12 protein-coding genes are annotated in these 17,648 nt (G+C 72.8%); 4 read left to right on the plus strand and 8 right to left on the minus strand.

Annotated elements, in window-relative coordinates; genetic code table 11:
* Positions 1–152 precede the first annotated feature (152 nt).
* On the plus strand, positions 153–2,921 hold the full coding sequence (locus ACZ7LE_RS13845) for a cation-translocating P-type ATPase (RefSeq protein ID WP_470403834.1): 2,769 nt from the start codon (positions 153–155) through the stop codon (positions 2,919–2,921).
* 174 nt (positions 2,922–3,095) lie between these two features.
* The gene (locus tag ACZ7LE_RS13850; protein WP_470403835.1) at positions 3,096–3,728 is read left to right on the plus strand and encodes a DUF7878 domain-containing protein; all 633 of its coding nucleotides are present in this window, start codon (positions 3,096–3,098) and stop codon (positions 3,726–3,728) included.
* Here the strand turns inward: ACZ7LE_RS13850 and ACZ7LE_RS13855 are convergent.
* The 3 genes from ACZ7LE_RS13855 to ACZ7LE_RS13865 are packed head-to-tail and all read right to left on the minus strand — an operon-like array spanning position 3,677 to position 7,568.
* Positions 3,677–4,897 (minus strand): vWA domain-containing protein, encoded by a 1,221-nt coding sequence (locus ACZ7LE_RS13855; protein WP_470403836.1) that lies wholly within the window; start codon positions 4,895–4,897, stop codon positions 3,677–3,679. The genes ACZ7LE_RS13850 and ACZ7LE_RS13855 overlap by 52 nt on opposite strands.
* Complete coding sequence (locus tag ACZ7LE_RS13860) at positions 4,894–6,081, minus strand: AAA family ATPase (RefSeq protein ID WP_470403837.1); 1,188 nt, start codon at positions 6,079–6,081, stop codon at positions 4,894–4,896. The genes ACZ7LE_RS13855 and ACZ7LE_RS13860 overlap by 4 nt, the downstream gene beginning before the upstream one ends.
* A 44-nt stretch (positions 6,082–6,125) precedes the next feature.
* Positions 6,126–7,568 (minus strand): hypothetical protein, encoded by a 1,443-nt coding sequence (locus tag ACZ7LE_RS13865; protein WP_470403838.1) that lies wholly within the window; start codon positions 7,566–7,568, stop codon positions 6,126–6,128.
* Between the two features lie 202 nt (positions 7,569–7,770).
* On the opposite strand from ACZ7LE_RS13865, the gene ACZ7LE_RS13870 reads away from it, so the two are divergent.
* Complete coding sequence (locus ACZ7LE_RS13870) at positions 7,771–8,352, plus strand: hypothetical protein (protein ID WP_470403839.1); 582 nt, start codon at positions 7,771–7,773, stop codon at positions 8,350–8,352.
* A 49-nt stretch (positions 8,353–8,401) separates the two neighbouring features.
* Here ACZ7LE_RS13870 and ACZ7LE_RS13875 read toward each other — a convergent pair whose 3' ends face one another.
* The 3 genes from ACZ7LE_RS13875 to ACZ7LE_RS13885 form a co-directional block, all read right to left on the minus strand.
* Positions 8,402–10,246 (minus strand): GTP-binding protein, encoded by a 1,845-nt coding sequence (locus ACZ7LE_RS13875; RefSeq protein WP_470403840.1) that lies wholly within the window; start codon positions 10,244–10,246, stop codon positions 8,402–8,404.
* A 117-nt stretch (positions 10,247–10,363) separates the two neighbouring features.
* A complete protein-coding gene (locus ACZ7LE_RS13880; protein WP_470403841.1) occupies positions 10,364–10,993 on the minus strand; it encodes an AAA family ATPase in 630 nt (209 codons plus the stop codon).
* Entirely contained in the window at positions 10,990–12,027 is a 1,038-nt protein-coding gene (locus ACZ7LE_RS13885) for an alpha/beta hydrolase (protein WP_470403842.1), read from the minus strand. Before ACZ7LE_RS13885 ends, ACZ7LE_RS13880 begins: the two co-directional genes overlap by 4 nt.
* Positions 12,028–12,196: 169 nt before the next feature.
* Here ACZ7LE_RS13885 and ACZ7LE_RS13890 point away from each other — a divergent pair, with 169 nt between their 5' ends.
* The gene (locus ACZ7LE_RS13890; protein WP_470403843.1) at positions 12,197–12,754 is read left to right on the plus strand and encodes a P-loop nucleotide/nucleoside kinase family protein; all 558 of its coding nucleotides are present in this window, start codon (positions 12,197–12,199) and stop codon (positions 12,752–12,754) included.
* A 40-nt stretch (positions 12,755–12,794) separates the two neighbouring features.
* On the opposite strand, the gene ACZ7LE_RS13895 is transcribed toward ACZ7LE_RS13890, so the two are convergent.
* On the minus strand, positions 12,795–16,175 hold the full coding sequence (locus ACZ7LE_RS13895) for a bifunctional [glutamine synthetase] adenylyltransferase/[glutamine synthetase]-adenylyl-L-tyrosine phosphorylase (RefSeq protein ID WP_470403844.1): 3,381 nt from the start codon (positions 16,173–16,175) through the stop codon (positions 12,795–12,797).
* 58 nt (positions 16,176–16,233) lie between these two features.
* Positions 16,234–17,568, minus strand: coding sequence for a glutamine synthetase family protein (locus ACZ7LE_RS13900; RefSeq protein WP_470403845.1), 1,335 nt, complete (start codon positions 17,566–17,568; stop codon positions 16,234–16,236).
* Between the last annotated feature and the right edge of the window lie 80 nt (positions 17,569–17,648).

Here is a 17,648-nt window from a genome sequence, read left to right on the forward strand (position 1 = left end):
TCAGGCCGCCGTGGTGCGCCGATACCCCCGGTCCGGACCACGGTCGCCCGTTTCGGGGGAGGTCCCGCGGGCCGCCGTCCGCCATCGTGGCCTTGCGGACGAGGCGCCGCCCTGCCCCGGGGTGCGCCCGCAGGAGCGCGCTGGAGGCGACCATGTCGCGGACCGTGGGCCGTATCTCGGTGGACCCGGCGTCCACCCACGCGATCGAGGTCGCCAACCGGCTCCATGTCGACGTGGTGCAAGGGCTCCCCCCGGCCGAGGCGGGCCGGCGGCTCCAGATGTACGGGCCGAACCGGCTGACCGCGGCCAAGAAGGAGTCGCCGCTGCAGGCCTTCGGGCGCCAGTACCGCGACTTCATGCAGATCGTCCTGTTGGTCGCGGCGGTGGTGAACCTCCTGGTCACCGGCGACGTCGGCACCTCGCTGGTGCTGGCCGGGCTGACGCTGTTCAACGCCGTCATCGGCCTGCGGCAGGAGGCCAAGGCCGAGCAGAGCGTCGCCGCGCTGGCCAAGATGATGAAGACGGTCGCGCGGGTGCGGCGCGACGGGCAGGCCGTCGAGGTCGACGCCGGGGAGCTGGTGCCGGGCGACGTCGTCCTGGTGGAGGCGGGCAACCGCGTGCCCGCCGACGGCCGGATCACGCTGGCCGCCACCCTGGAGATCGAGGAGGCCGCACTCACCGGGGAGAGCCTTCCGGTCGGCAAGTCGACCGACCCGGTGGCGGGCGACGACGTCCCGCTGGGCGACCGCACCTGCATGGCCTACATGAACACCGCGGTCACCCGCGGCCGCGGCGAGATGGTGGTCACCGCGACGGGTATGAACACCGAGATCGGGCACATCGCGAACCTGCTGGCCGGCACCGAGACGGACAAGACGCCGCTGCAGAAGCAGCTCGACGGCCTGTCCAAGATCATCGCGACCATCGCGGCCGTCGCCCTGGTCTTCGTGGTGGTGCTGGGGCTCGTGCGGGGCGAGTCGTTCGACACGCTGTTCATCACCGGCGTGGCGCTGGCGGTGGCCGCGATCCCGACCGGACTGCCCGCCGTCGTGACCGCCCTGCTGTCCATGGGCACGCGCGAGATCGCCCGCCGTCACGCGATCGTCAAGCGGCTGCCCGCGGTGGAGACGCTCGGCTCGACGTCGGCCATCTGCTCGGACAAGACGGGCACACTCACGCTGAACAAGATGACCGCACGCGAGCTCGCGATCCCCGGGCAGAACGCATTCACCGTCACGGGCGAGGGCTACGGCACCGCCGGCGAGATCAGGCACGTGGGCGGCTCGCGCATCGATCTCGACCCGTACCTGCTGCCCATGGTCCTGTGCGCGGACGCCGTGCTCGACGGCGAGAACCTGATCGGCGACCCCACCGAGGGCGCACTGATCGTGCTCGGCGCCAAGGGCGGCCTGGACATCGACGAGACCCGCCGCGACTTCCCGCGCGTCGCCGAGGTGCCGTTCGACTCGGAGTACAAGTTCATGGCCACCTTCCACGAGATGGCCGACGACGCCGGACGTCCCGTGGTGCGCTGCTACGTCAAGGGTGCGCCGGACGTGCTGATCGGCCGCGGCGCCGCCTACCGGTCGCCCGACGGCGCCGTGGTGCCGATCACCGACCAGAACCGCGGCCTGGCGCTCGACGCGAACGACCGGATGGCGAACTCCGGGGAGCGGGTGATGGTCGTCGCCCAGCGGGACGTCGACCCCGCGACGTTCGAGGCGGCGCGCGTCAGCGGCCGGAACCTGATCGCCCTGGTCACCGACCTGACGCTGCTCGCGATGGTGGGCATCGTGGACCCACCGCGTCCGGAGGCGAAGGCGGCGATCGCCGAGTGCCGTTCCGCGGGGATCCGGGTGCGGATGATCACCGGCGACCACGCCACCACCGCCGCGGCGATCGCCACGGAGCTCGGCATCGAGGGCCGCGCCCTGACGGGCAACGAGTTCGCGGACCTGACCGACGACGAGCTGCTGGCCCAGCTCCACGACATCGGGGTGATCGCGCGCGTGGCGCCGGAGGACAAGATCCGGCTCGTGCAGCTCCTCAAGCGCTCGGGCAACGTAGTCTCGATGACGGGCGACGGCGTCAACGACGCGCCCGCGCTTAAGGCCGCCGACATCGGCGTCGCCATGGGCATCACCGGTACCGAGGTCTCGAAGGAGGCCGCGGTGATGATCCTGACGGACGACAACTTCGCGACCATCGTGGGCGCCGTCTCCTACGGCCGCAGCCTCTACGACAACCTCGTGAAGTACCTGCGCTTCCAGATGTCCACGCTGGTCGCCTACATCGCGATCTTCCTGCTCGCCGGCATCCTGAACATCGCGGCCGGCACGCCGCTCAACCCCCTGCAGATCCTGTGGCTCAACATGGTCGTCGACATCCCGATCGCGATCGCGCTCGGCTTCGACCGGCCGACCAAGGGCCTGATGGACCGGCCCCCGCGCCCGGTCGGGGCGCCGGTGCTCTCTCGGACGGCGTGGGTCCGGCTCTGCGTGCAGGGTGCCGTGATGACGGCCGGGTCGCTCTGGGCGTACCAGATCGGCTTGAGCCTGAGCGGCCCGATCGTCGCGGCCACCATGCTGCTCACCACGCTGTCGCTCTTCCACGTGGTCGCAGGCTTGCTGTCCCGCGACCAGCTCGGCACGATCTTCGACCGCGACGCCATACCGGGCGCCGCCCAGCTGCGGCGGTACGGCCTGGCACTGCTGGCGATCATCGCGGTCACCGCGATCGACCTGCTCGAACGGATCTTCGGCACCACGGGGCTGGACGGGCAGCAGTGGGGTATCTGCATCGCGCTGGCACTGAGCCTGCTGGTGATCGAGGAGGTCATCAAGGTGTTCCTGCGGGCGCGGGCGGACGGCGGCGGGGCGCCCCGGGTGCCACCGGCCGCGGGGGTGGCGCGGGTGGCGTGAGCGGGGCGGATCCAGGTCGCCCAGGGTCGGGTACGGCGCCGCCGCATCTCGAAGTCTCCTGGTTCCGAGCTCGCACTGCGGCGTTCTCACGCCTGCTCGATCAGGTGCTCAGCTCTGAGATGATCCCGACCGAGCAGCTCCCGCTGCGCCCTGCGACGAAGGAGCCTGGCGCCGATGGAACACCCCGCGGAAACGCCGTTGCCGATCCTGCGTTTCGGACCCGTTGGTGCACCCGACCTATCCCGTCGTATCGACCATCTGACAGCGTCGGCCGGACTGGCTGCTCTGACCCGCGCGGAGGTGCTCGTCGATGTGGAGGCCGATCTCACCATCCAGGACGGCGAGCACGTGGTCTTCGCCGAGCCGTCCTTCCCCGTGGCCGAGCTGGCCTGGGCCCTTGGCCTTTGGGCCGTGACCCGGGGCGAACCGGCAGACGATTTCAGGTTCGAATCCATGACCTACGACGTTCCGGGCGCTGTGCAGATCATCAACACCGGAGACGGATTGTGGACGATCGGATCCTGCTTCGCCGCGACGACAACGGCGCTGCGCTCCTGGGCGACCGTTCGCCAGGAGGTGCACATGTTTGTCAACGCGGTCAAAGCGGCCACCGCCGTCGCGGTCCGCGATGCCACGGGTTCGATGACGCCCGACATTTCGGACCATGCAGTTGCTGCCAGGATCGGGCCGAGCCTGGCAGCAACTGCATGGTCAATATGTCCGGGCTGCCAGGGCCGGACGGGCCAGGCATCGGATCAGCCGATGCGCACGACCCGGGCCCACGACGGCGGCGACGGGGGCTGGTAGTCATGGTCCTCGCTCCAGTCGCTGGGGCGGGGGAACAGCCCCACCACGGTCCGGCACGACGGCCTGGCGGAGGGCCACGCCGTCTGGCCGTCGGTCAGCACCACGAGCGCGTCAGGCTTCGGGTGACGGCCAAGGGCTGCCGTCATTCCCGTCGTCAGGTCCGTGCCCCCGCCGCCGACGAGCGACATGCCCTCCGTCTCGCAGAGGCGACCGACCGTGTGCACGGCCGCGTCGCACGACAACACCGTCACCAGGTCGCGCCGTCCGCCCACCGCCTTCAGGATCGCGGAGACCTCCAGGAGTGCGGTGCCGAGCTCGTCGTCGCTCACCGATCCGGACGTGTCGATGACCACGCTGACCCGCGGCGGCCTGCGGCGCAGGCTGGGCAGGATCACCCCGGGCAGCGACGCGCTCCTCCGACCGGGACGCCCGTAGGTGTAGTTGTCGCCGACGCCGCTGCTGGTCACCGCCGAGCGAAGGGCGGCGCCCAGCAGGTCGCGCCAGGCCTGCGGCGGATGGACGACCTCGTTGGCCCAGCGCTGCCACCCCGCGGGCGCGTCACCGGGTGCCCCGATGATCCCACGCGCGACGCGGAACCGGACAGCCTGACGCTCCGACTCGGACAGGCCCTGGAAGCTTCCCTCCCCCAGGTCCCAGGCCCGGTCCTGCCCGTCCGCGCCGCTACCGCAGTCGTGCCAGGCGTGCGGGTCGGTCAAGGGACCAGGGCTGATGTCGTCGACGTACTCCTCCAGGAGCAGGCCCGGCTTCAGATGCAGCCGGCCAGGAGTGACAGCACCCGACGGCAGGGGCAGGTCATCGTCGACGATGTCGTCATTGATCTCGCAGTCCGCGGCCAGGTTGATCTGGAACCGCCGGACACGCGCCTCGGAGCCCGTCCGGGCCGCCACAAGGTGGTTGCCGCGACCGTGGTGGTCACGCAACAGGTGGGAGACCTCGTGCACCCACACCCCGGCGAGCTCGTCCAGCGGCGTCCGGGCGACGAAAGCCGGCGAGACGTAGCAGCGCCAGTACCTGTCGACGGCCATGGTCGGCACCGTCGAGGTCGGCACCACCTCCAGGGCGAACAGTGCGGTCGCCAGATAAGGGCGCAGGTGACAGGCCCTGAGCCGGGCCGCATACAGCTTCTCGGTATCCATGTTCGTGGTCACGCGCTCACGGGCAGCAGGCCGGCGTGCTTGCCGAGGGGTACCGCCACCGCGAGCCGTTCGATCGCGGCGGGGACGTTCCAGTCCGGTCGGCGGAGCGTCGAGAGCGTCATGACCGGCGTGACGAGCAGGTCGGGCGCGCCGGTCTCCAGCGCCCGGACGAGCACCTCCCACGCCGCGGTCCACCGGCCCTCGTCCGGCCGCTTCTTCACCGCCAGCACGACGGCGTCCAGGACCGCCAGCCGCAGGTCCCCCCGCTCGGGCAGGACAGCCGAGGCAGGGTCGGCGAGGAGTGTCTCCGGATCGGGCAGGTCGAGCCGGTCGATCGCCGCCAGCAGCTCGAAGCCCGGCCCGTCCCCCACGGCGCCCTTGACCAGCAGCGAGAGAACGTCGCGGTCCACGTCCGCTGCCGTGGCGAACGCGATGAGACGCAGCGCCGTCTCCCAGCTGCGCGGCGACGGCCAGGCGCCGCCGCGACGAGTCTCGGTGGTCGGCAGCTGGTGCATGAGCGCGGGCCGCGCCTCCAGGAAGGTGCCCACTGCTCGACGGGCGAAGGCCACGGCATCGGGCAGGTTCTCCGCGTCCAGCCGGGGCAGCACAGCGCTCGGCCAGGTCCCCCTCAGCCCGCGGACGACGACGTCGGGGTCGTGCCGCCAGGGCAGGTGGACGAACCGGTTGGCCAGGGGAGCACTCAACTCCCAGCCGTCGGCGGCCGAGCCTCGCGGGTTCGCCGCGGCCACGATGCGGACGCCGTCGGGTAGCCGAAGCGCCCCGACCTGGCGTTCCAGGACGACCCGCAGGAGGGCCGCCTGTACGGCAGGCGGGGCCGTCGACAGCTCGTCGAGGAAGAGCAGCCCCCGACCGGCGTCGGCCAGGCGGACCGCCCAGCCCGGCGGAGCCATCGGCACGCCGAGACGCGCCGGGTCGTCACCGATGACCGGGAGGCCGTTGAAGTCGGACGGCTCGTGCACGCTCGCGATGACGGTAGTCAGGGGCAGAGCCAGGGAGTCGGCGAGCTGCGTGATCGCCGAGGTCTTGCCGATGCCCGGTTCGCCCCACAGGAGCACGGGGACGTCGGCGGCCACCGCCAGCGCGAGTGCGGTGAGCTGTGGTTCGGGCCGTGGTTCGGTGGTCGAGCCGGTGAGCAGGGACAGGAGGTCGGAAGCAACGGAGAGCTGTGAAGTCATGAGTCACCTGTGAGTGGTAGAGGTCCGGCCTGGGGCAGGGTCGGTCAGTGGGACGCCGCGAGAAGGCGGCGGGTGTGCCGGTTGCGCCGACGGCGGGGTGTGGAGGAAGCCACGACGGACGCACGGAAGTCTCGGTCGGAGCGGGCATACGGATCGGGCGGAACCTCGGGGTCGATGTCGAGCAACAGCGGCAGAAGGCCCGCCCGGTATGCGCCGTACGCGACTCGTCCGGCCGCAACCGCGGCCAGCTCGTCCTGGAGGTCGCCGGCCCGGAGCACTGCCTCGGCACCCAGGAGGTTCTCGACGACGGCCAGGGCGGATTCGACGTCGCCGTGGTCGAGTCGTGCGCGCACGTCCGCGAGCGCCGTCGGCGCACGGTGCAGCTGGTCGATGACGTGAAGGCAGGGCAGCGGCGTGCCGCCGAGCCGCGCCAACAGCTCCTCGCGCCGGACCTCGTCGGGAGGGTGGTCGAGGGCGGTGAGGACGCCGTCGACGACCGCCAGTCGGTGCAGCGCGCCGCGGCACTCGACCTGTCGTGTGCCCGGCGCCGGCTGGGGGCGCCGGCTGCGGATGCTTCCGGGAGCCAGCGCATGGGCGACGAGCGGGTGCAGGTCGCCGGGCGCGATCAACCCAGACCGCAGGAGCAGGATGTCGGGTGGCACCCAGGTCGCGGCGTTCGGGAGCACCGCGACGCCGGGGACCCGACGTCGTCTGGCCCGGGGCGTTCCGGAGAGCCGGCCCTCGTCGAGAAGGTCCGCCAGGTCTTCGGGCGTCGGCGGCCGCGGGGTTCCGTCGTGGTCCCGGCGGAGGACCAAGCGCCTCGCGCCCAGATGTACCACGACGCCGCTATCAGGCACGCCGTCCGACTCGACGAGGAGTGTGGCTTCAGTCGCCCACCGGGTCACCGCCCAGTCCGACGGCGTAGCCACGGCCGGGTCGGGCCTGACCGGGGTTGTGGCGTCCGGCGCTCGCCCGGCTCGTTCGGCGAGCTCGTCGCTGCGCCGCGCATCCCAGAGGTGCCGGTGCAGGTCGAGCCGGAATCGCCGGTCGGGATGCGGCGCCGCCGCGTCGGCGGCGTCCCACCATGCCAGGCTCATCCGTTGCGGCCCGGCCGCCCACGCGGGCGGCGTCCGGACCACCAGGTGCCCGGTGCCGCCGTCGGGCAGGTGGTACCGGGCGAGCGTGCAGCTGGTAGCGGGCCGGAGCAGGCCGTCGGGCAGCACTCGCGGCATGTGCCAACGCAGCAGGTCGGGTGCGAGGTGACGAAGGTCCGCCCGGACGGCGGCAGTGAATTCAGCGCCGTGACGACGTCGAAGGGCACGGAGATCCAGATCGACGTCGACGTGTGCCGCGGCACAAGCGCCCGACCAGTCGCCCACCTGACGGCGGGCCGTGGAGATCTCGATCATCGGCGGCGGTACGGCGTACTCACGTACCCGCTGCCAGGAGAGGAGCCGGAGGTTCTCGGTCGACCTCGATGAGTGCATCAGCACTCACCTTCGGTGTACCGGACCCCCAATCTGGTGATCGTGAAGGTCATCATCGGAGGGAGGCTACCAGGCCGGACGCGCGGCAGACAGCCTTCGCTGTGCGCGTGACCGGAAGTCAGCCTCGACCGGGCACTCGCCCAGCGTGCGTCGAGGGATTGACTTCCCTCGGTCAGTCCGCCGCGCCCCTAGGCTCTGGCGCATGGATCGCGCCGAACAACATGGCGGAGCTCCCAGCTCCATACAACGAGACGACGCATCGCCGTGGGACAGGTACTTCGGGATCGAGGACTACGAGCCGGTGTATCAGCGTGGGATCGGCACGTTCGCCGCGACGCACGGCGCACGCCTGAGTTCGCTCTTCGGCCGTACCCTCGCGCATGCCTGGGTGCTCTGGGACGTCGAGGACGACTCCTGGTTCGCCGACGCGCCGGTGGTGCTCGACTTCGGAGCCGAACAGTTGGAGATCCAGCACAACAAGTTCGACGAGCTCTCGATCACCTGGAACACGATCGATGCTCTGCGCCCTGTGACCTGGCCTGAGAGCGAACTCGTCTGGCGAGATGACGCGATCCCCGGCCTGCAGCGGCTGCACGGGCGACGAGTTGTCGCAGGTGAGCTTCTGGAGTGGCGGGTATCAGGATCTGACCTGGCGAACGGCATGGTCGCCGTCGGCGTCGCACTCGAGAACGGTCGAGTGCTCGTCTACAACGCCCTCGACGAGAACGGACTCGCGTTCGGACGCCCACGCCCGGAGTACCGGGCGTGGTCCCCTCGCCGCTGACCATGCAGCTGCTGCCAGGACCAGGTCGGTCCTGGCAGCAACCGCATGGTCACTGGGCCCGCGCCGCCTCGCGCGCCCCCTCCCGCACCGGCTCGAACCGGTCGTGCTCCGTGCGGCACATGCCCTCCCCGTGGGTCAGGCCCGGCAGGTCCCGCTGGAGCGCCGCCACACCGGAAGCAGGGAGCTCGCCGCGCATGACGACGATGCCCCCGTTCCCGACGCGCGACTCGAACGGCACCCCGCCCAGCCGGCCCACCAGCGAGGCCACGGGTCCGACGGTGTCCTCCGGCAGCTCGATCACGAACCGGTGCACCGGCTCGCACACCACCGTCCGCGCCCGGCGCAGGGCGGTGGCGAGCACACGCGGAGCCAGCCCGCGGAAGTCGGCCCCCGTGCTGGACATCGCCTTGTTGAACTTCTGGTGCATGTGGCTCTGCCGGGGCGAGTAGCCCGAGTGAGTCATCACCACCCGCGCGTCGGGCACCGGGAATCGCAGCGGTCCGCGCGTGAGCGAACGGCGCACCGTGTCCTCGGTCGCCTCGAAGAACGCGGGCGGCATCGACCCGCGCTCGCACTCCAGCTCGAACGTCACGCCGCTCCCCGGGGCCACGGGCTCGAGCCTCAGCCCGATCGTGGCGTGGAACTCGTTGCCGTCCTGCTTCTTGACCTCCAGCGCGTGCCCCGTGCCGACCAGCCGCTCCGTGCGCGCCGTCCGCACCTCGCCGAACCGCGCGTCGACCCGGTACTCCCGCTGCAGGATCGCGGCCAGCACCTCCCGCTGGACCTCGCCGTACAGCGACACCGTGATCTCCTCGTCGCGGCGCCGCACCCTGATCAGCGGGTCCTGCTCCGCCAGCTCGGACAGCGCCGCGTACAGCCGCCCGCGTTCGCCGGGCGAGGCGTCCACCACGGTCTCGTACGAGGGCGGCGGGAACTGGCTCGCCCGCTCGTCCCCGGGCCGCTGCGGCCCGACGACGTCGCCGACGCGCGCCGTCGCCAGCCCGTGCACGACGGCGATCTGGCCGGGCCGCGCCGTCGAGCGCGGTTCGAGCGTGCCGCGGTGCGCGACGCGCAGCCCGGTGACCCGCTCGGACTTCCCGTGCCCCAGGTCGATCCGGTCGCGGACCCGCAGAGCGCCCGACCGCATCCGGACGAACGCCCGCTTACGGCCGCTCTCCCGGTCGATCGCGAAGACGACTCCGGACGGCGCGTCCTCGATCTCCGCCGGTCCCCCGCCGTCCGCGACCACGGGCAGGTACGTACCCAGCGCGGCGGCCAGCTCCGGTACGCCGACGCCGGTCACCGCCGACCCGAACAGCACGGGGTGCGCGGCACCCCGCCGGGACTCCCCCGCGAGCCAGGCACGCAGGCCGTCGTCGGGCAAGGGCTCCACCCGGGCGGCGGGCGTGCCGGCATCCAGCACCCGCTGCACCGGCAGGACGTCGGGGCTGAGGCGGCGCACGACGGCGTCGACCACGGCCTCCGGACGCGCGCCGCGCCGGTCGACCTTGTTCACGAACACGATCACGGGCAGCCGCATCCGCTGCAGGGCGCGCATCAGCACGAGCGTCTGCGCCTGCACGCCCTCGACCGCGGACAGCACGAGGACCACGCCGTCGAGCACGGCGAGGCTGCGATCCACCTCCGCGATGAAGTCGGGGTGGCCCGGCGTGTCCAGCACGTTGACGGCGACGTCCCCCGCGGGGAAGGACGCCACGGACGCGCGGATGGTGATCCCCCGCTCGCGCTCCAGCGCGAGCGAGTCGGTCAGGGTGTCGCCGCCGTCGACGGAGCCGAGGCGGTCGATCACGCCCGCGTGGTACAGCAGGCGTTCGGTCAGGCTGGTCTTACCGGCGTCGACATGAGCGACGATCCCGAGGTTGAGGTACGACAAATGCAGTCACGTCCGTGGTCAGGTGGGTCAGGGCACGGGGCGTGACAGCTGTCATCGGTGTTCCAATCTCTCGGGTTGCCCCGACCCTGCCCTCCTGGCCGGGGTCGGGGCAACGGTTTATTCGAGGCCGGCTGTGAAGCCCGGCCAGTCGGCACCGCGCCGCGGCCGCGCCACGTCCGCCTCGGTCACCACAGCCCGTCGCGCGGCCTCGGCGACGATCAGGTCGGCGGTCTGCTCCGGCGTCTGGTCGCCGGAGTCGAGCCACCAGCCCAGGTCGCCCAGCTCCCGGTCCTGGTTCCGGGCCAGCGGCGCGACGTCGTAGTCCACGCGCGTCTCGGGTGCCCGCGTCGCGTTCCGGTGCCGCGCCACCTCCAGCGGCGGGCACAGCACCACCAGCATCAGGGGCCGCGCCCGCAGCCGGCCGTGGAGGTAGCCCAGCTCCGCCCGCGTCTCGACGACGGTGTCGAGCACCGGCGTGAACCCGGCCTCCGCGAAGTCGTCCGCCGTGGAGCAGGCGGCCGTGGCGCGCAGCCGCAGCTGCGTCAGGCCGTCGGGCCCGGGGTTCCAGCGACCCTGGTCGTCGATCATGTTCGCGCGGCCGCTGACCAGCATCAGGCCGAACACGTCGCCGTCCACCCGGGCGGCCCGCGGCAGCCGCTCGGCGACGAGCTGGGAGACGGTCGTCTTGCCGGCGCCGGGCGTGCCCGTGAGGACGAGGCAGCCGGGCAGGGGCTCCGGTCGGGTCATGGGCGCGCTCCTCCGGTGGTCGAGTCGGTGGTCTGGGCGATGTTCGGGTCGGACGACGAGGCGGTCGTTCGGGCGGGCAGCGAGACGGCAGCCCGGGCGGACGGCGGCGCGTCCCGCCAGGCCCAGCGCAGCGCGTCGGGCAGCAGCACCCCGGCGTGGTTCGGGTTGTGGCCGCCGTCGCCGAGCACGAGCCGGACGTCGTAGCCGGCTTCCGCGAGCGCCGCGGCGACCCGCAGGTTCTCGGCGAGCCAGTTCCGCTCGGGCCGGTTCCAGCCGAGGTCGCGGTGCCCGGCCTGGAGGAAGATCCGCAGCGGTTTGCGCGGCTCCTCGGCGAGCGCGGCGGGGTAGGGGTTGCCGCCGGGCATCTGGGCGAAGCTCGACAGGAAGGCAACGACGCGGCGGAACCGGTCCGGGCGGTGCCAGGCGACGGTGAACGCGCAGTTCCCGCCGCTGCTGCCGCCCACGACGGCCCAGTGGTCCGGGTCGTCGGTCACCGCATACCGGCGGCGGACCTCGGGGATCACCTCGGTCAGCAGGAACGTGACGTAGCGGTCGTCGGCGGCGTCGTACTCGGTGTTGCGGTTCTTGCGCTCGGCGGGATCCGCGCGGTCGGGGAAGACGCCCGGGTCGACGAAGACGCCGATGGTCGGCGGGATCGCGCCGTCGTGCACCAGGTTGTCCAGCACGATGCCGCCGCGGACGTCGCCGTCGGGGTCGAGGTACCACCAGCCGTCCTGGAGCACGACGAGCCCGACGGGCGCGGCGGGTCCGGCAACTTCAGCAGGCTCGACGGCTGCGGGGTCGACGGCTGCGGGGTCGACGGCCGCGGGGTCGACGGCGGCCGAGCCGACGCCGGCGGGCGCGTGGATCCACACGCGGCGGGTCGTGCCGGGGTAGACGGCGCTGTCGTCGAGGAGCAGCTCGACGGTGACGCCCGGCGGGACGTCAGCCCGCCGTAGCGAGTCAGGCCCGAGCTCGTACCGGACGTCGTCGAGCTCCAGCGGGATCGGTCGGAACGGAAGAGGAGCGGCCACGCCGCCACGCTAACGACCACCCGCTCCCGGGTCCCGCCCTTTATCCCGGTCACCAGGGCGTTGAGCACAGCAGCTGCTGCCAGGAGGGGCCCTGTCGTGGCAGCAGCTGCTGTGGTCAACACCGGGGCGGCGGCCGCCACGGCCGGCGGAGCCGCGCTAGCCTGCCCGGATGATCGTGTGGCTGAACGGACCCTTTGGCGGAGGCAAGACCACGACGGCGGCGGAGCTCGACGCCCTCCTGCCGGAGGCGGTGGTGTTCGACCCGGAGTCGATGGGCCCGCCGATCGTCCCCACGCTGTCGGGCATCGAACCGGTGAGCGACTTCCAGGACTGGCGGCCGTGGCGCGAGCTGGTCGTGGCGGCGCTGACGTCGCTGGACCGCTACACCGGACGCACCGTCATCGCCCCGCAGACCGTGGTCGTGGAGCAGTACTGGGACGAGATCACCTCGGGTCTCGCGGCCGCCGGGGTCGAGCTCACGGCGTTCACCCTGGACTGCACCCCCGACGAGCACGAGCGCCGCATCGCCGGCGACACGGTCACGAGCTCCTTCATCGAGGAGATCAAGATCGACGACGACGGCGCGGGCTGGCGCCGCCACCGGGCCGCCGACTACCGCGCGGCCCTGCCCTGGCTCACCGCGCGCACCCAGGTGGTCGACACGACGAGCCTGCAACCGGCCGAGGTCGCCAAGGAGGTCGCGACCCGCGCGGGCCTGACGGCCTGACCGACGCCGCCCGCCCCGTGACCAACCGCCGGTCCGGGAGCTACTCCGCGCCGTAGAAGATGCGCTCCATCACGGCGCGCGCCCGCCGGGCCAGCCGCAGGTACAGCTCCTCCAGCTCCGGGCCCGTGCCGACGTCGCCGAGCAGCCGGGCGATGCCGGTCAGGGCGTGGCTGTCGTGCGGCAGCATGTCGACGCCGGCGCCCGTCGTCCGTCCGGACCACAGCACGATCGCCGACCGCAGCCGCGACGCGAGCACCCAGGCCTCCAGCAGCACCTCGGCATCGTCGTCGGTCAGCAGACCGGCCTCGTTCGCGGCCTGGAGCGCCGAGACGGTCCCCGTGGTCCGCAGGCCCGGCACCTCGTACGCGTGCTGGAGCTGCAGGAGCTGGACGGTCCACTCGACGTCGGAGACCCCGCCCCGGCCCAGCTTCAGGTGTCGCGCCGGGTCGGCCCCGCGCGGCAGGCGCTCCGACTCGACGCGCGCCTTGATGCGCCGCACCTCGCGCAGCACCGCGGCGTCCAGCCCGCCCTCCGGGTAGCGCAGGGGGTCGACGAGCTCCGTGAACCGCGCACCCAGCGACCGGCCACCCTCGGCGCCAGGTCCCAGGTCGAGCTCGCTCCCGCCGTCCGGCAGCTCGCCCCCGCCGTCGGACAGTGAGGCCGCCACGGCGCCCTCGTCCGGGCCACCCGCCGCGACCACGCTGAGCGTGCCCGACAGGGCGCGCGCCCGCAGCAGCGCCTGCGCCTCCCAGGGCGAGGACCAGCGGCCGTAGTACTCCACGTAGGAGTCGAAGGAGCGCACCAGGGGCCCGCTGCGGCCCTCGGGCCGCAGGTCGGCGTCCACGGGCAGGCCCGGCTCCGGCCCGACGGCGGTGAGGATCCGCCGCATGCCCTTCGCGACCGTCAGGGCGTAGTCGTTGGCCTCCTTGTCGCCGGCGCCGCCCACCGCCTCGTAGACGAACATGATGTCGGCGTCGGAGCCGTACCCCATCTCCTGGCCGCCGAGCCGGCCCATCGCGACGATGAGCAGCCGGGCAGGCTCGTCCCCGCGCGCGATGTTCCGCTCGCCGCGCGCCTCGTGCTCCGCGATGCGCAGCCCACCCGCCAGGACGACGTCGGCGGCGTCCGAGATGGCCCGCGCGGCGTCGACCGGCCCGAGCTCGCCCAGCACCTCGGCGACGCCCGTGCGAGCCAGCTCGCGGCGGCGCAGCGCGCGCAGCGCGACCGTGGCCGCGTCCACCTCCTGCGCCCGACCGAGCAGCGCATCCGCCTCCGCGGCCAGCCGCCGCGCGCCCCGGGGTGCCAGCGAGTCGGACTGCGCCAGCCAGCGCACCGACTCGGGCGACCTGCCGATCGCTTCCGCGAGATAGCGCGACGAGGACAGCACCTGGGCCAGGTGGGACGCCGCCTCCGCGGAATCGCGCAGCAGCCGCAGGTACCAGTGGGTGGAGCCCAGGGTGTCCGACAGCTTGCGGAACGCGAGCAGCCCCTCGTCCGGGTCGGCGCCCTCGGCGAACCAGCCGAGCAGCACCGGCAGGAGCTGGCGCTGGATCGCCGCGCGCCGCGAGACGCCGTCGGTCAGGGCCTGGACGTGGCGCATCGCGCCGGCCGGGTCGCGGTATCCGATCGCCGCGAACCGGGCCATCGCCGCCCGCGGCGCGAGCGACGCCTCGCTCGTGGACAGCAGCGCCGTGGCCGGCAGCAGCGGCCGGTAGTAGACGGCCTCGTGCAGGTCGCGCACCTCGCGCCGCACGGACCGCCAGGTCTTGACCAGGTCGTCCGCGCCGCCCTGCCCCAGCCCGCGGGCCAGCCGTCGCAGCTCCGCCTCCGCGGTCGGCATGAGGTGGGTGCGGCGCAGGCGGAAGAGCTGGATCCGGTGCTCCAGCGCCCGCAGGAACCGGTAGCACTCGCCCATCCGGCGGGCGTGCTCGCGCCCCACATAACCGCCCCGGGACAGGGCCGCCAGCGCGTCGAGCGTGGTCCTCGAGCGGATGTCCTCGTCCGCGCGCCCGTGCACGAGCTGCAGGAGCTGCACGGTGAACTCGACGTCGCGCAGGCCACCCTTGCCGAGCTTGATCTGCCGGTCGGCCTCCGCCACCGGCACGTTGCCCTCGACGCGCTTGCGCATCGCGCGGGCGTCCTCGACGAAGTTGGGCCGCTCCACGGCCTGCCACACCAGCGGCCCGACGGCGGCCGTGTACTCCTCCCCCAGCGCCAGGTCGCCCGCCACCGGACGCGCCTTGAGCAGCGCCTGGAACTCCCACGTCACGGCCCACCGCTCGTAGTACGCGACGTGGCTGGCCAGGGTGCGCACGAGCGGCCCCTGCTTGCCCTCCGGCCGCAGTGCCGCGTCGACCTGCCACAGCGCGGGCTCCGCCGACGCGCCCGAGCACACCTGCGCCAGGCGGCCCGCCAGCCGCGTGGCGACCCGCAGGGCGTGGTCCTCGTCGCACGCGGGCGCGCCGTCGGGCAGCACGCCCGGCTCGGCCACGTAGATGACGTCCACGTCCGAGATGTAGTTCAGCTCCCGGCCGCCGGTCTTGCCCATGCCGAGCACAGCCAGGCGGACGCCGGCCGCGTGGTCCTCCTCCTCGGAGCGCGCCACGGCCAGCGCGCCCTCCAGCGCGGCGGCCGCCAGGTCCGCGAGCGCCGCCGCGACCGCGGGCAGCACCGCCGTCGGCTCGGGCGCGGTGACGTCCGTGGCCGCGATCCGCAGCAGGCGGGCGCGGTAGGCGCGGCGCAGCCGGTCGGTGTACGACGGCGAGGCGCCCTCGTCCGGCGCCGTCTGCCCCGGCTGGGCGTGGGTGCCCGCGACGGGCTCGGTGGAGTCCTGGTCGGCGTCGACGGCGCGCAGCAGCTCGGCGCGGACGGCCTCGGCGGGGACGCCGGTGCCCGGGGCGAGGTCGCGGATCAGGTCGAGCAGCGCGGGGTGGCGGACGAGCTCGTCGCCGAGCGCCGAGGACGAGCCCAGCACGCGCAGCAGCCGGTCGACGGCGGTCGGGCGGGGTGCGTCGTCGTCGGACCCGTTGTCCGTGCCGCCGTTGCCGCCGTTGGAGCCGCCGCCGTTGGTGGAGCCGCCGTTGGAGCCGCCGCCGTTGTCCGGGGCGGCGGTCGGGCCGAAGGCCGCGAGGACCGGGCGCAGCCGGTCCGGGGCGGCTGCCGCGAGCCGGACGAGCTGCAGCAGCGCCAGGTCGGGATCGGCGACGCCCGCGAGCGAGCGCAGGAGCGCCACGCCGGCGGGCTCCAGGACGACCGCACCGCGGTCGGGGCCGGCCGCGTGGCCCGCCCCGTTGCCCTGGGGGCCGCTGTCCAGGACGGCGACCAGGTCGGGGTCGCGCCACAGCGCGGCGGACCGGGTGAGGTCGGCGAACCCGGCCCGGATCAGGTGGGTCGTCAGGGTCTCGGGTCGGCGGCTCTGCACCCCCCGACCCTACGACGCGGGCGGGGGGTGCAGCACCCCTGTCAGAGCTGCTGGAGAGTCAGAGCTGCAGGAACCGCTTGAGCTCGAACGGCGTCACCTGGGCGCTGTACGCCTCCCACTCCTCGCGCTTGTTGCGCAGGAAGTAGTCGAAGACGTGCTCGCCGAGGGTCTCGGCCACGAGCTCGGACTTCTCCATGAACTGGATGGCCTCGTCGAGGTCGCGCGGCAGCGGCGCGATGCCCAGCGCGCGGCGCTCGGCCGCCGTCAGCTCCCAGACGTCGTCCTCGGTGTGGTCCAGGAGGTCGTAACCCTCCTCGATGCCCTTGAGGCCGGCCGCGAGGATCACGGCGAATGCGAGGTACGGGTTGGCGGCGGAGTCCAGCGCGCGGTACTCGATGCGCGCGGAGTTGCCCTTGCCCGGCTTGTACATCGGCACGCGGACCAGCGCGGAGCGGTTGTTGTGGCCCCAGCTCACGTAGCTCGGGGCCTCCTGCCCGCCCCAGAGCCGCTTGTAGCTGTTGACGTACTGGTTGGTGACCGCGGTGATCTCACCCGCGTGCACCATGAGGCCCGCGATGAACTGGCGCGCCGTCTTGGACAGCTCGAACTGGGCGCCGGGCTCGTAGAACGCGTTGCGGTCGTCCTCGAACAGCGAGACGTGCGTGTGCATGCCGGAGCCGGGCTGGTCGGCCAGCGGCTTGGGCATGAAGGACGCGAACACGCCCTGCTCGAGCGCCACCTCCTTCACCACGGTGCGGAACGTCATGAGGTTGTCCGCGGTGGTCAGCGCGTCGGCGTACCGCAGGTCGATCTCGTTCTGGCCGGGGCCGGCCTCGTGGTGCGAGAACTCGACCGAGATGCCCATGGACTCGAGCATCGTGATCGCGGCACGGCGGAAGTCGTGCGTCGATCCCCGGGCCAGGTGGTCGAAGTACCCGCCCTGGTCGACCGGCTCGAGCTTCGGGTCAGCCTTGGTGAGCTGGTTGAACAGGTAGAACTCGACCTCGGGGTGCGTGTAGAAGGTGAACCCGCGGTCGCTCGCCTTGGCGAGGGTGCGCTTGAGCACGTTGCGCGAGTCCGCCAGCGACGGCTGCCCGTCCGGCGTCAGGATGTCGCAGAACATGCGGCCCGTACCGTGCCGCTCGCCGCGCCACGGGAGCACCTGGAAGGTGGTCGGGTCCGGCTTGGCGACCATGTCGGCCTCGAAGACCCGGGTGAGCCCCTCGATGGCGCTGCCGTCGAAGCCGATGCCCTCGCTGAACGCCGACTCGAGCTCGGCGGGTGCCACAGCTACCGACTTCAGCACGCCGAGCACATCGGTGAACCAAAGCCGGATGAAGCGGATGTCGCGCTCCTCGACCGTGCGGAGCACGAACTCCTGCTGCCTGTCCATGGGCCCATCTTGCACTAAACCTGTTACAGGTGCGTGTACCGAGCATGGACGACCGGTCGTAGGCTTTCCAGCGGCACCGA

The organism is Promicromonospora sp. NPDC110617 (genome assembly GCF_055598465.1).

What these genes read in the sequence shown, in the direction of transcription:
- ACZ7LE_RS13845 (WP_470403834.1), top strand. Translation starts at nt 153, where the DNA reads ATGTCGCGGACCGTGGGCCGTATCTCGGTGGACCCGGCGTCCACCCAC.
- ACZ7LE_RS13850 (WP_470403835.1), top strand. Translation starts at nt 3,096, where the DNA reads ATGGAACACCCCGCGGAAACGCCGTTGCCGATCCTGCGTTTCGGACCC.
- ACZ7LE_RS13860 (WP_470403837.1), bottom strand. Translation starts at nt 6,081, where the DNA reads ATGACTTCACAGCTCTCCGTTGCTTCCGACCTCCTGTCCCTGCTCACC.
- ACZ7LE_RS13865 (WP_470403838.1), bottom strand. Translation starts at nt 7,568, where the DNA reads ATGCACTCATCGAGGTCGACCGAGAACCTCCGGCTCCTCTCCTGGCAG.
- ACZ7LE_RS13870 (WP_470403839.1), top strand. Translation starts at nt 7,771, where the DNA reads ATGGATCGCGCCGAACAACATGGCGGAGCTCCCAGCTCCATACAACGA.
- ACZ7LE_RS13880 (WP_470403841.1), bottom strand. Translation starts at nt 10,993, where the DNA reads ATGACCCGACCGGAGCCCCTGCCCGGCTGCCTCGTCCTCACGGGCACG.
- ACZ7LE_RS13890 (WP_470403843.1), top strand. Translation starts at nt 12,197, where the DNA reads ATGATCGTGTGGCTGAACGGACCCTTTGGCGGAGGCAAGACCACGACG.
- ACZ7LE_RS13900 (WP_470403845.1), bottom strand. Translation starts at nt 17,568, where the DNA reads ATGGACAGGCAGCAGGAGTTCGTGCTCCGCACGGTCGAGGAGCGCGAC.